The sequence below is a fragment of the uncultured Deefgea sp. genome, from assembly GCF_947072475.1.
Taxonomy (GTDB): Bacteria; Pseudomonadota; Gammaproteobacteria; order Burkholderiales; family Chitinibacteraceae; genus Deefgea.
This window is the reverse complement of record NZ_CAMTIA010000013.1, coordinates 49,254-63,032: the sequence shown is the minus strand read 5'-3', so window position 1 is coordinate 63,032 and position 13,779 is coordinate 49,254. Positions and strand designations below refer to the sequence as shown.

General features: G+C 53.7%; 6 protein-coding genes. 2 read left to right on the top strand and 4 right to left on the bottom strand.

Annotated elements, in window-relative coordinates; translation table 11 throughout:
- Positions 1–157 precede the first annotated feature (157 nt).
- Positions 158–2,842, top strand: coding sequence for a bifunctional [glutamate--ammonia ligase]-adenylyl-L-tyrosine phosphorylase/[glutamate--ammonia-ligase] adenylyltransferase (gene glnE / locus Q0V82_RS06655; protein WP_297573893.1), 2,685 nt, complete (start codon positions 158–160; stop codon positions 2,840–2,842).
- A 125-nt stretch (positions 2,843–2,967) separates the two neighbouring features.
- Here glnE and Q0V82_RS06650 read toward each other — a convergent pair whose 3' ends face one another.
- Complete coding sequence (locus Q0V82_RS06650; protein ID WP_297573890.1) at positions 2,968–3,462, bottom strand: hypothetical protein; 495 nt, start codon at positions 3,460–3,462, stop codon at positions 2,968–2,970.
- Positions 3,463–3,566: 104 nt separating this feature from the next.
- Between Q0V82_RS06650 and Q0V82_RS06645 the strand changes: the two genes are divergently transcribed.
- Positions 3,567–4,355 (top strand): pseudouridine synthase, encoded by a 789-nt coding sequence (locus Q0V82_RS06645; protein ID WP_297573888.1) that lies wholly within the window; start codon positions 3,567–3,569, stop codon positions 4,353–4,355.
- A 116-nt stretch (positions 4,356–4,471) separates the two neighbouring features.
- On the opposite strand, the gene recD is transcribed toward Q0V82_RS06645, so the two are convergent.
- Genes recD through Q0V82_RS06630 form a run of 3 tightly spaced genes read right to left on the bottom strand, consistent with a single transcriptional unit; the run spans position 4,472 to position 13,685 of the window.
- Positions 4,472–6,301, bottom strand: coding sequence for an exodeoxyribonuclease V subunit alpha (recD, locus tag Q0V82_RS06640; RefSeq protein ID WP_297573886.1), 1,830 nt, complete (start codon positions 6,299–6,301; stop codon positions 4,472–4,474).
- The gene (gene recB, locus Q0V82_RS06635; protein ID WP_297573884.1) at positions 6,298–10,092 is read right to left on the bottom strand and encodes an exodeoxyribonuclease V subunit beta; all 3,795 of its coding nucleotides are present in this window, start codon (positions 10,090–10,092) and stop codon (positions 6,298–6,300) included. Before recB ends, recD begins: the two co-directional genes overlap by 4 nt.
- Entirely contained in the window at positions 10,089–13,685 is a 3,597-nt protein-coding gene (locus Q0V82_RS06630) for an exodeoxyribonuclease V subunit gamma (RefSeq protein ID WP_297573882.1), read from the bottom strand. Before Q0V82_RS06630 ends, recB begins: the two co-directional genes overlap by 4 nt.
- Between the last annotated feature and the right edge of the window lie 94 nt (positions 13,686–13,779).

The window sequence follows — 13,779 nt, the reverse complement described above, 5'->3', positions numbered from 1 at the left end:
ATTCCAAAGCGGCATTTCGCTTCGCTCGGCATTTCTCGCAAAGATTTGCCGCCGTCTATGCCCCGCATCACACTAGACGCAGCCTTAAGTCGCTCATATCAAGCAATAAGCCCATAGCGCCCGATACAAACTTGCGAATTTGCCCAAAAGTGACCCTATGACCGATACCCCACTCATCCACCCTGCCATTGTCGCCGCACGCCAACATAGCCGTTACCTCACCAATCTGTTTGTTCGCCATCCGCAGCTCATCGAAATCACCACGCTACACCTCGATCAGCCCTTTAGCCGCCAAGCGATGCTCGATCAACTGCCCGCACCGCAAACAGAAGAGCAGCTCAGCCAACAATTACGCAGCTTGCGCCAAGCGGTCATGGCCCGTTTGATCACCCGAGAAATCAACCATCTCTCCGACTTAAATGAAGTGGTCACCACCACCAGCGACTTAGCTGAGGTGGCGCTTAGCCACGCATTGCAATTTGTCAGCCAAGCCACCGAGCGCATTGGCCTGCCGATTGGCGAAGACAGCGGCACGGTGCAAGAACTGATTATTGTTGGCATGGGCAAACTCGGAGGGCGTGAGCTCAATGTCTCGTCCGACATCGATTTAATCTTTGTCTATCCCGAAGACGGTCAAACCAATGGCACTAAGCCCATTAGCAACCATGAGTATTTCGCCCAAATTGGTAAAAAACTGATTCGCATCATTGGCGACACCACCGCGGATGGCTTTGTGTTTCGAGTTGACATGCGTTTGCGGCCCTTTGGCGACTCTGGCCCCTTGGCCAGCAGCTTTGCGGCTTTAGAAAACTACTTACTCACCCAAGGGCGCGAGTGGGAGCGATACGCGTGGATTAAAGGCCGCGCCTTAAGTGGCGACGCCGCCGGCTTAATGAGCTTAGTCACGCCGTTTATTTATCGAAAATACCTCGATTACGGCGCTTATCACTCCATGCGTGAGCTACACAGCCAAATCCGCCGTGAAGTGGCGCGCAAAGATCGCTTTGAAAACGTCAAACTGGGGCCGGGCGGCATTCGCGAAATTGAATTTATCGGCCAAGTATTCCAACTGATCCGTGGCGGGCGCACCAAGACTTTGCAACAAAGACCCACGCAAGTCATCCTCAACGAGCTGGAACAGCAAGGCACGCTGCCTGCCGACATCGTCAGCCAGCTACAAGCGGCATATGTGTTTTTACGCAATGTCGAGCATCGAATTATGTATTTAGACGATGCGCAGACCCAAATGCTGCCCACGCAAAGCGACGATCAAGCGCGGCTGGCATTGAGCATGGGGTTTGCCCAGCAGGGCGTTGGCGATTGGGTACAGTTCAAAACCACGCTCGACGCACATCGCGCGCGTGTCACCGCGCAATTTGAACTAATTTTCGCCCTTCCTGAGCAAAACACACTCAATGGCAGCAATACCGAAACGCATATCGACCAATATCTCGATGAAGACACCAGTCGATTAAGTGCATTGGGCTTTGCCAAACCACTCGAAATCCAACGTCGACTCAATGCTTTACACGACAGCAGCAAATATCGGCAAATGCCCGATCGCTGCCGACAACGACTGGACGCGATTTTACCGTCACTCATTACCATCTCCGCCCAAGTGAGCAATCCCGACATTACCCTCACGCGCTTACTGGACTTACTCGAGGCCATTGGCCGCCGCGAGTCTTACTTGGCGCTGCTGGCAGAACACCCACAGGCGTTAAAACGGCTCGCGGCGCTGTATAGCGCCAGCCCTTGGGTGTCTGAATACCTCACTCGCCACCCCATCTTGCTTGATGAACTCCTTGATTCGCGCTTACTGCATCAAGTCCCCGACTGGGGCAAATTAGGCGAGCAACTTCGGCAAGAGATACGCCAGCTCAAAAATGACACCGAAGCCAAGATGGATTGCTTACGGCATTTTCAACACACGCAGATTTTTCGCTTAGTGTCGCAAGACTTGGCTGAGCTGCTGCCGTTAGAAACGCTATCGGATCATTTGTCTGATTTAGCCGATCTGATTTTATCGGTGGCGATCGAAGAAGTCTGGCGCGAAATGCCCAATACCCACCGCGACACACCGCTGTTTGCCATTATTGGTTACGGCAAATTAGGGGGCAAAGAATTGGGCTACGCGTCAGACTTAGATCTGGTGTTTTTATACGAGGACGAACACCCCAACGCGGGCGAAATCTACGCGCGCTTTGCCAAGCGGGTGGTCAACTGGCTCACCAGCATGACCTCAGCCGGTCAGCTTTACGATATTGACCTACGCTTGCGCCCCAATGGCACATCGGGACTACTGGTTTCCAGTATTGATGCCTTCGAGCAATATCAGCGCAATTCAGCGTGGGTTTGGGAGCATCAAGCCCTTACTCGCGCTCGCTACTGCGCGGGGGATGCCGCAATTGGTCAACAATTCACGCTGATTCGTAACGCGGTGATTTGCCTTGAGCGCGACATTGATTCGCTCAAAGCCGAAGTCAAAAAAATGCGCGAGAAAATTCTTGAAACCCATCCCGCCAGCGCCGTGGATGTAAAGCATTTACGCGGCGGGATTGTGGATATTGAATTTATTATGCAATTTTTGATTTTGGCGTATTCAGCGACCATTCCGGCGCTTACCGCCAATCTGGGCAATATCGCACTACTGGATACCGCCGCCCAGCATGGCTTAATCAGCAGCCACGCGGCTGAGCATGCCCGCATCGCCTACCGCGCACTGCGCCGCTTACAGCACATCAATCGCCTGAACGGCACACCGCTCACGCCGGACATGATTGCGCCACTGGAAAACGATCTGCAATCGGTACAAGCCACTTGGCAAAATCTGTTTGGATGAAGGTTTGGCTGAATGATGGTTTGCAATCAACGCGGACCAAAAAGCCGGCTAAAAACAATAAAGCCCCAACACAGTTTGGGGCTTTATGTTTATTACGCTAATAACGATCAGGTAACGAGTAGAGATTAAGCCGTACCGACAAAGTCAGCAAAATGAATCGCGCTCACGCCTTGCGGCAAGTAAGTTTCTAGCCAGCGCATTTCTTGCTTTAAATGCCGGAGTAAAGCCACTACGTGCATCGGCTCAGTGTCATTATCAAACCAATATTCTTTGCGCCACACGGCATTTGGCACGTCAAAAATATCGCCGCCAGGGTGCAACTCATCCATCGACGCAGCGCGCTGCACATAACCGGTGAGGGATAAAACACCATCCAAAGGCTGACTGACCTCGCTCACCTCAATCACAAAAGCGGTCAAACTGGGTGATAATTGCTGAAGATTAACGTAAACTTGCGGGTTCAAATCTAAGGTTTGTACACTTTGCGCACAACAGCGCGGGCACGGCAGGCTCATTGCCGACCAACACAAAGTTTGCGAATGATCATCGGCTTGCTGATACGCCTCAAGCGGATGATGGTGGCCACAAATATAATGCGGCAATGACTGAACCAGCGACATAAACGAACCTAAACCACAAACAGACATTCATTACATTAGCATATACTGACTCCATTCGTCATAAATGTCAGCTCTTTACCCACCCCTCGTTACAAAGCAACGCCATGCTCCCCATTTTGTATCAAGACGAACAGCTCGTTGCCATTCACAAACCGAGTGATTTATTGGTTCATCGCAGCAGCTTAGACGCGTACGAAACGCGCTTTGCGGTGCAACTTTTGCGTGATCAAATCGGCCAGCATGTTTTTCCGGCGCATCGCTTGGATAAAGCCACCTCGGGGGTTTTATTGTTTGGGCTCAACTCAGACAGCGCCCGCGCACTCTCGATGCAATTTGCCGAACGGCAAGTGTCCAAAAATTATCTGGCCGTGGTGCGCGGCTGGCCAGATGAGCAAGGTGAAATCGATCATCCACTGGAAATCCGCAAGGACGACGCTGAAGTGTTTGGTGGGATTGTTGAAAAAGCCGCCCAAGCCAGCCAAACCCACTATCGGCGCATTGCCAGTGTCGAGCTACCGTGGACCGTAGATAAATACCCCAGTAGCCGTTATGCCGTCGTCACGCTCGATCCAATTACCGGCCGCCGCCATCAGATTCGCCGCCACCTCAAACACCTGAGTCACCCGATTATTGGCGACACCACTTATGGCAAAGGACGGCACAATCGCGCCTTTGCCCAGGCCTTTGGGGTAAATCGCCTACTGTTGGCATGCACTCAAATGCAGTTTAAACACCCGCTAAGTGGCGAAACCCTGCGCATTACTGCGCCGGTCGCCGCCGAGATGAGTTGGGTGATTCAAGAGCTAGGCTGCTTAGCCGCTTTAGACGCGAATCAAATCGACTACCAAACACCGCAAGCGAGCACCACATCACATCGGCAAATTTTTGTTTGATTGTTTGATTGTTTAATTGGTAATTTGATGATTCGCGTCCAACGCAGCATGGTCAATTCAGTCGGGTCAATTAAGTCGATCAAGTCGGTCAGCACTGCGCCATTCAGTCAGGTGAATTAAACCAGTAAGCGCTGCGCTAAACCCGATTGCCGCGTAATGCCTTTGCGGCTGGCGCTCGTAATGATACTTTCCTCGCCCCACAAACTCACTTGCTGGCGCGCACGCGTAATGGCGGTGTAAACCAGCTCACGACTTAAGACACTGGCACTGCCATCATTCGGGCTGGGCAGCAGCAATAACACATGCGCAAACTCCGAGCCTTGCGATTTATGCACCGTCATCGCAAACGCGGTTTCCACTGCAGGTAAGCGCGCAGGGGCGACTTTGCGCGTGCCGCCATCACTCGCGGGGAAATGCACCCAGAGCTTGCCGGTGTCATCCATCAAAGTCAGGCCAATATCGCCGTTATACAGCGCTAAATCGTATAAATTTTGCGGCACCAGCACCGGCCGACCGGCATACCACACTTGGTCATTCATTCTTAAACCTTGTTTGACCAACTGCGTCTCAATTAAATGATTCACCCGCGCCACGCTGGCCGCACCTTGGCGCACCGGGCTTAGTACCCGAAACGCATCAAACGCAGCAAACACATCGCTTGGTGACGCCTTGGCGGCTACCGCAGCAAAAAATGGCGCATAGCCCGCCAGCAATGGCGCGGATAAGTCTTGGCCACTCGCCGCTGGATTACTCGGATACCAAATCAAGGCATCATCCCCTGCGGGCAGCGCCGGCTGACGGGTTGCAGGCAACAACAGCGCGCTGATTTTGCGTAAATCTCCGGTATTGATCGCCCGCGCCAATTCGCCAATCACACCAGAAAAACGATAGCTTTTATGCAAAGTCAGAATATGTTCGCCAATGGCCGACGCCGAAAATCCCGGCTCAAGCACCTGCCCAGTTAAGCGCGACAATTTAGCGGCAAAGTCCGGTGAAAACCCACTTTCGGCACATAAATCCCCCATCACCGCACCCGCTTCAACCGAAGCGAGTTGATCTTTATCACCCAATAAAATCAAGCGAGCTTGTGGCGGCAAAGCGTCGACCAATTTACTCATCAAGGCCAAATCAATCATCGACGCTTCGTCCAGCACCAGCACATCGAGCACCAAGGGGCGCGCAGCATGATGGCGAAACTGCACAGAATTAAATTGACTACCCAGCAAGCGATGCAAAGTCGTGGCTTGATCGGGGATTTGCGCCGCCAACGCCGCACTTAACAAGCCTTTTTTGGCTAAATCTTGCTTACCCTGACTAATCGCCGCTTGCATGCGCATCGCCGCCTTACCGGTTGGCGCGGCCAGCGCAATATTGAGCACGCGATCGCTACTGATTTGCAGCAAGGTCAATAATTTAATCAAGGTGGTGGTTTTGCCCGTACCCGGTCCGCCGCTAACAATACTTAAACGCTGATGCAGTGCGGCGGTGACGGCGATTTTTTGCCAATCGGGGTTTTCATGGCTGTCGGCAAAAAAAGTTTGCACATGCGCCGCCAATGCCGCTTCATCGGGAGCGGGCGGCGCATCCAGCGCCATGGCACGCAATTGCAGCGCCAAGCGTGATTCATACGCATGATAACGCGCTAAATACAGTCGCTGATGCGAGGCAATCAAGGGCATAAAATCACCCGCTTCGCCCACCAAACCACTCGCTAGCCATGCGGCCAAATCGGTTTGCGGCGGAATATCAACGCAGACATCACCGCGCTCGCTGGCTTTAGCCAGTTGCGCGACGAGTCCCATTAGATCGGCAGGGGCGGCTGGATTCTTGCGGCGAAGTAAATCCAGCAGTGCGCTAGAAAAATCGATTTTTTCAACGTCGATTTTTTCACCGGCATTGATCTCGTTGGCGGTTGGCAGCAGTGTCGTCTCGGTGGTATTGATCATTGCGCCACTCCTTCACCCAAAGCGCGATTGAGTGCCTCAATGAGTCTTAAAGGGGGTTTATCCTGCCAGACTCCGCAATCATTCGCCTCCATCGACATACCTCGAATAAACAAATACAACACCCCGCCAAAATCACGTTCATAATCATAGCCATCCCCCAAGCGCGCCAACATATGCCGGTGCCAAGCGCAGCTATACAGCAAATACTGCAAGTAATAATGCGAGTCGCTCATCACCTCGCGCAAAGCGCCTTGATCGTAATCGCTCAAGCGGTCACCTAAAAAGTTGGATTTATAATCGGCAATAAAATACTGTCCTTGCCAGAAGAAAATCAAATCAACAAAACCATTTAAATAACCAACAAATTTCTCGGGCTTTAAGCGCTGCGCGGCAGCAATAAAGCGCGGTTCAACGCCAAATTCGGGCTGCGCCAATACGCGGCAAAAAGCCGCAATATCGACTGATTTACATCCCAATAAAAAAGACCATTCATTTAAACGCTGGCGCTGGGCCAATTGATTTAAGCGCAGCACGCCCTTCTCACCTTGCTCGCCATTTTCTTTCGTCCCAAGCGCGATGGGCGCGGCCAATACCTCCAATAACCAAGTCGCCACTTGCGGCGCAGCATCGTTGATCGGCAAGCCGGACTTTTGCATTGCTTGCGTCACGGTTTGCGCCAACTCAGCGGCATTGACGCGGCTAAAATCGGTATGTTCCAACACCGCATGCAGCGTGGTCCCCGCGCGGCTACCGCGCGCAAAACAAAAGCGTATTTGCGTCGTCAACGCTTCACTTTCAAAGCGCTGCACCTGCACGCCATCGGCGTCGTAATCCGTGCCGATTTCGGCCAGCGCATCGCTCGCGTGGCTACGCGTGAGCGAAGTAAAGCTCGCCAAGCGCCACGGCGCGGCCAAACTCCACGGCGCAAAATCAAATCGTTTGGAGCGCGGCGTCAGCTGCAAATCAGGTAAGGCATGATCCACACCGGTGTAGCGCGTCGGCTCAGGCAAATCACTCACCGTCACCGCCCCCAAACGAGCAAAGGCGCTACTCAGCAGCGATGGCGTGAGCGATTTCAGGTGTTGACCGATCGGCTCGCCCGTTTCAGTGCGCAATAAATGCGTCAGCGGTGCGTTTTTCAGCCCCGCCAGCGACTGCCAAGCCAGTTTTTCAAACGCCGGATACGCCAAATACAAGCGATGTTTGGCGCGGGTGACGGCCACATACAACAGACGAATTTGCTCGGCATACGCCTCATGCTCGGCTTGCTCAAGATGCACATCCAGCTGATCGGTGCCGACGTCAATTTGCAGCGCATGCCCGGCACTGGGCTGGTGGAACGACACCCACTGTGGATTACGCACCAATTGCCCCTTGCCTTTCCATGCAAACGGGCAAAACACAATCGGATATTCCAAGCCTTTGGACGCATGGATCGTCACCAAACGCACGCGGTCGGCGTCGCTTTCTAAGCGCATTTGCTGGCTTTCTGCGCCTTGATTGGGCTCAGCAATTTGTCGCTCGAGCCACGCCAGCAATAAAGCCGGATTGGGGCGGGATCTGGATTCATGCTGCACCAACTCCGCCACGTGCAATAAATTGGTCAAACGCCGCTCGCCACCATCTTGCTTTAAGACACGGCTGGTAATATCGGCCTCGACCAACCAGCGCCGAAACATCGGCATAAAGCCAAATTTGCGCCATTCATCGCGCCAGCTTTGTAGGTTTTCCACCTCGGCCTGCCAAGCAGCGTCATCCAATTGCAGCGCCATTAATTGCGCCACACTCAAACCCATCACCGAGCTGACCAAAGCATGGCGTAGCAAGCTGGTCTGCGCTGGCGCTTCAATCGCCGCCAGCATCGCGCACAAGCCTTGCGCCTCACTCGAAGCAAACACGCTTTCTCGGGTTTGCATCACCGACGCCACGCCGCGCGCAGCCAAAGCATGGCGCATGGCATGCGCTTGCCGATGACTTGGCACCAATACCGCGATATCTTTTGGACTTAAAGCGTTTCCGTCCAGACTGGCCTGGCCTTGGCTAGCGGCATTGAGTAAGCCAGCGATTTCATCGGCGGTGGCCGCCAACAGCATTTTTTCGGCGCTATCGGGATTAAAACCATCAAATACAAAAGCGTGCACTGCGCCGCGATCATCAGCGCATTGCCATTTGGAATCGCCACTTTGTTTAGCGGCAATGGTCGGATGGCTAATTTGTTGCTCAACAAAAGCATCTTTGGGCGCAAATAACGCATTCACAAAAGCCACAATCGGCGCGTCAGAGCGAAAATTAGTCTCAATCGAATAACACGCTTTAGCCTGCCCACGCGCGCCCAAATAGGCGTACACGTCGGCGCCGCGAAAGGCGTAAATCGCTTGCTTCGGATCGCCCACCATAAAAAACGGCGGCGTACTGCCGTCGCTTAACGCTTGGCCAAACAAGCGATCAATAATTTTAAATTGCAAAGGATCGGTATCTTGAAACTCATCAACCAAAGCTGCACGGTATTTTTGGCTGACTTTTTCGACCAAGTTTTGGGCCCGAATCGGATCATCGAGCGCGCCAGCCAAGCAAGTAATGCTGTCGTCAAACGACATTTTGCCGCTGTGCGCTTTGCGTAACGCCAATTGTTCGCGCACATAGCGCGCAAAATCCAAGCGCCAGTATTTGAGTTGCAAGGCCAAATCGGCCGCCATACTGTCGGCATTGGCCAGTAAAGCCTCGGCGGCGGAAAAAAACTCATGCTGCGGCGCCACTGCTTTAAATTCTTTTTTGGTCATTTTTAGTAAATGACTTTGGCTAAATTTTTCCCAATCTTTAAATAACGCCACGCTCGGCGTGGCGCTTTGCAGCAATCGATGCGTGGCCGCCAGCCAGCCTTGCCACTTTTCATCACTGAGCTTATACGTACCAGAAAAAACCCCACCCGCTTGCGCGTTAAGTAGCAATGCGGCAATTTCGCCTTGATCCCACCAATGCTGGCATTGCTGCCATTGCTCGGCGTATTGCGCGGCGCGCTCGTCCCGATACGTGGCCGATGGCAAATCAGGCAAAGGCAAGAAATACGCCGGATCCAGGCTTTTGACTTGGCCTGCCAATTGCTCTAAATACGGCACGTCGATTTTTTGCTCGCGCAAATACGCCACCCACGCCATATCGGCGGCATACACCTGACTGCGCCAAAAATCATGGGCAATTTCGGCGAGTAATTCGCTTTCGTCCTCAAGCAATTGCCGATCAAAATCAAAGCCCGCCTCAAACGCTTGTTCGGTCAATAAGCGTTGGCAAAAACTATGAATCGTCGAAATCGCTGCGCAATCGAGCGTCGCCAGCGCCAAGCGCAGTTGCCGCAATAAAGGATCGGGGTCTAAGCCTTCGGCCATCACCCGTGCCCACACCTCAGCACAAAATGGCTCCGGCGCGCCGCCCACCATCACTGGCGTTTGCTCAACAAAGGTTTGCGTTAATTGCGCCAAACGCAAACGAATCCGATCTTTCAGCTCGGCCGTTGCCGCCTTGGTAAACGTCACCACCAAGATACGCTCGGGGAGTAATCCATTGGCTGCGTTATACGCTGGTTCGTCTGGTGATATACCCGCCCCTAAAATCAAGCGCGCATACAGGCCAGTGATATTAAAAGTTTTTCCGGTACCGGCCGATGCTTCAATCAGCACTCGGCCTCCGAGTGGCACATCGTGCACCATTAAGGGCGAAAAAACCGGCGGCACACTCGCTGCGCTGGCTGGGATATTGGGCGGTAACACAAGGTCGTCATTACTCGCGGGCATCATGCTGGGTCTCCTGTGAGCAAACTGGCAAAATCGAGGTGCAAGCTGCGATCTTTCACCACCGCCAACATCGGCAAAACAATGCGCTCAGCCCAATGGCGGCACTGCGCGGCTGTGGCGCTCGACATTTGCAAAGGATCTTGCGGCCAAAGCAATTGATTTTGCACTTCTTGCCACTCACCATCGGTATTAAAACTCGGTAACCAGCGTTTAATCAGCGCCGCCCAACGTATAGCCTGCGTGGCGTCATCGTCCGCCGCATCACTGTCCGCCGCCTTGCCCCAAGCCAAGGCGCTATGCGGGAAAAACGCCAAGGGCGCATGCATTGCCGCTTGATACAAAGCCAGTACCTCGCTCAAATGCGCCATCGCTTGCGCGGGCGCAATCGGCGCGAAGTACAACACCCGCTCCGGTGACAACCACCGCGTCACCGTTTGCATGCCACTGGGCTGCATGGCACACAGTGCCAAATGCTCCACCCAAGCGCGAAACACATCGCGCGGATAAATTTGGCTTTTTAAAACGATCCGCCCCTCGGCATAACACGCATCCAACCAGCCGGTAATTTGCACCGCCGGACCCGCACTGAATGGAATATTGAGCTGCACCATTTGCGGCGGCAATACCGGGCTACTTTGATAACGTGGCAAGGCTTCGAGCAGCGCGCAAGCGGCATACAACTGCTCGTCAACCAAGAGATTGCCCGGCGCACCCAACGGGGTATTGCCCCGAGCAAAAACTAAATCATGCGCTTCAAGCCCATACCTCAAGCCCAATTCGCGCACGGCGTAATCACGAAAATCTTTTAAGTCAAACGCTTCGTCGTCTTCAAGGTGGCCGTCATTGACGTCATTTTGAAAAAACAAATGCGCGCGGTGCCGCAAAAAATACGCCGCTGGTTTGGCCAAGCATTGCGCCAATTCATCCCAACGTAAACTGCTGGGCATCTCAAAGGGCGGGTATGAATCGACCACGGCGCTATCCAGAGCGGCAGCGTCGCGCAACATCCCGTCGTTGGCGATAAATTCACTCGCTGCGGTCTCGTTCACACCAGAATCACCGCCCGCCAGCCCTGCAGAGTGGCGCGCCGTTCGGGCAATTTGCTCGGCGGCACTGCGCCACAGCGGATTAAATGACGCAATACTGCTCGCGGCTTGATCAGGGGTATGGCCAGCAAAGTTTTGCAGACTAAAGGGTTGCAGCGGATACTCACGGGTTAAATGCCGTAATAACTGCGCGCGGCGATCTTCAATACTGGCGTCGACATCGCCTTCCAGAAAAAACCCCTGCGCCACACAATCGAGCACATCGCTCACTAAGACCGAAGGCGGAAAATGCGCGTCGTCTTTTAAGCTGCGCCCAACCCACGACAAATAAAGTTTTTCTCGTGCCGCCAATATCAAATCTAAAAACAAATATCGGTCATCCAGTCGGCGCGAGCGATCGCCTAAACGCGGATGCTGGGCAATTAAATCAAAGCCCGCCGTGGGTGGATTACGCGGAAAATCATTTTCATTCAAACCCAAGACGGCCACCACGCGAAACGGCAAACCGCGCATCGGCACCATGGTACAAAACGTCACCCCACGCGACATAAAGCCTGAGCCTCGGCTGCTGTTTTCAAACCGATGTTGCAGCCAATCGGCAACCACCTCGCGCGGCACAGCATCGACCAAACCGGCCAATTGCGATTCTTGCGCCAAATCGGCCAAGGTCGAACGAATCGCATCGGCCAGCTTGAGCTCGGCTTCGTCGTGCTCGTCAAATACAATAAATTCCTCAAGCAGTAATAAAATACCATCGCGCCATTCCAGCAGCGTGCGCGGCGCGGCCAGTGCGCTGCGCCATTGGGCGATGGCGGCGACAAAACGCGTTAATTTAGCCAATAAGCTCGCTTGCGAGCCTTCTAAATCATCCCATGGCGCCAGCGCCGACCATTCAGACAACCCCTCCTCAGGCAATCCCTCTCCAGATCCCTCTCCAGATCCTTCTCCAGAAGAGACCTCAGCAAACGAAGCCTCGCCCCATAGCGGCACCGCGTCGCCAGCCAAAGCATTGGGTAAAGTCAGCCCCAATAGCAATCGATCCAAACCCAGTTGCCAAGTATTGGCTGCGCCCATATCAAACAAATCAAACTCAGCGCGATGCGCCGCATCTAAGCCCCAGCGGATGCCGACGGCCGCAATCCAATGCCGAATCGTTAGCAATTGATCGCTACTGATGTCAAAACGCGCAGCCACTTGTGGCGTTTCGAGTAAGCCATACATTTCATCGGCTTTGCAGCGGCTTTCTGGCAATTGCAATAGCTGCATTAACACATCAACCGCTGGGCATTCTTGCTGCGTGGTTAAGTCGGCGATATTAAAAGGAATATTGGGTGCGCCAGAGGCTTTGGCACCGCCAAACACCGCCTCAATCAGCGGGGCATACGGCCCCATATCAGGCAGTAACACGGCGATTTCGGAGGCCAATAAACTGTCGTCATTGACCAGCATGGCGGCGATTTCATCGTGCAAGATTTCCACCTCACGCATCGCGCTATGTGCGTTATGGAACGCCAGTGAACGATCGTTCTTTGCAACCACTTGGGCGTTATGCGTGTCGCGATTGAGTAAATTGAGCACGTCCGATTGCAGCGTTTGCAATAAGCTGGGGGTGGCAATGTGCTCGAGCGGGTCGTAAAACAACCACTGCTCACCGCCACCACTCCACGGGAAAGCCTCAGTCACCGCACGATAAAAATCACGCCCGGCTTTGCCCATAGACGCCAACAGCGGATGACCAAGATCGAGATACAAGTCTTCTTGATCGCGTTCTAATTGGCGGCGCGCAATCACTTGGGCGCTGACAATCGCCCCCCATTCTTCGCGGCAGGGATTGAGTAAAAATAGATTTACGTCGATGTGTTCGGCCAAAGCGCCCAGCACATCGATATACGCCGGCGGCATGCCCGCAACGCCAAACACGGTAATGCGCTCGGGCAGACGGCTCGGGCCGTCGTTTTGCCACGCATTAAACAGCTGCACAAACATATCGGCACGATGCGGCATTGCGCCAAAATCGGCGTCGATACTGGCTTTGACTTCACGCCACAAAGTGGCTTGCCACGCTTCATCGGGGCCCAAGCCCACCAACTGACCCGCTTCCCACGCTGCAATCCAATGGCTGCGAAACACCAAATACTGATCGAACACATCGGCCAATTTACCCGCCAAGGCCATTTGCCGCCGCGCATCGCCTTCATCCAAATACGCCGCCACAATCGGGCTAGCGGCGCGTGCGCCCGATGTGGGTAATACGCCAAATAAGCGCCAAGCCAACGGGCTAGAACTGTACGGCGAATCGGCCTGCAAATGCGGCAATGCGTCTTTGAGCAAAGACCAGACAAAGCTGGCGGGCAGTTGAAAGTCGATCCCCGCGCAAATCCCAACGCGATCGGCCAATTTAAACCGCAGCCAGCGCTCCATGCCTTTACTGGAGACAATGATTTTTTCGCTGGCAAACGGATCACTCAAGGCAACGCCATACAGCGCTTGTAATAATTCGAACAGATTTTCTAGGCGATTGGACTGGTAGATATGCAGGCGGCTGGACATGCGGGCACCGAAGTAAGAAGCAAGGCATATTCTACCTTGTTAAGCTGACTTCAGTTGCCAGAAAAGGCGGGCAAAGTCCGCATTCGCAGCGCAA

Coding starts and splice junctions, on each gene's coding strand:
- glnE (WP_297573893.1), top strand. CDS start 158: ATGACCGATACCCCACTCATCCACCCTGCCATTGTCGCCGCACGCCAA.
- Q0V82_RS06650 (WP_297573890.1), bottom strand. CDS start 3,462: ATGTCGCTGGTTCAGTCATTGCCGCATTATATTTGTGGCCACCATCAT.
- Q0V82_RS06645 (WP_297573888.1), top strand. CDS start 3,567: ATGCTCCCCATTTTGTATCAAGACGAACAGCTCGTTGCCATTCACAAA.
- recD (WP_297573886.1), bottom strand. CDS start 6,301: ATGATCAATACCACCGAGACGACACTGCTGCCAACCGCCAACGAGATC.
- recB (WP_297573884.1), bottom strand. CDS start 10,092: ATGATGCCCGCGAGTAATGACGACCTTGTGTTACCGCCCAATATCCCA.
- Q0V82_RS06630 (WP_297573882.1), bottom strand. CDS start 13,685: ATGTCCAGCCGCCTGCATATCTACCAGTCCAATCGCCTAGAAAATCTG.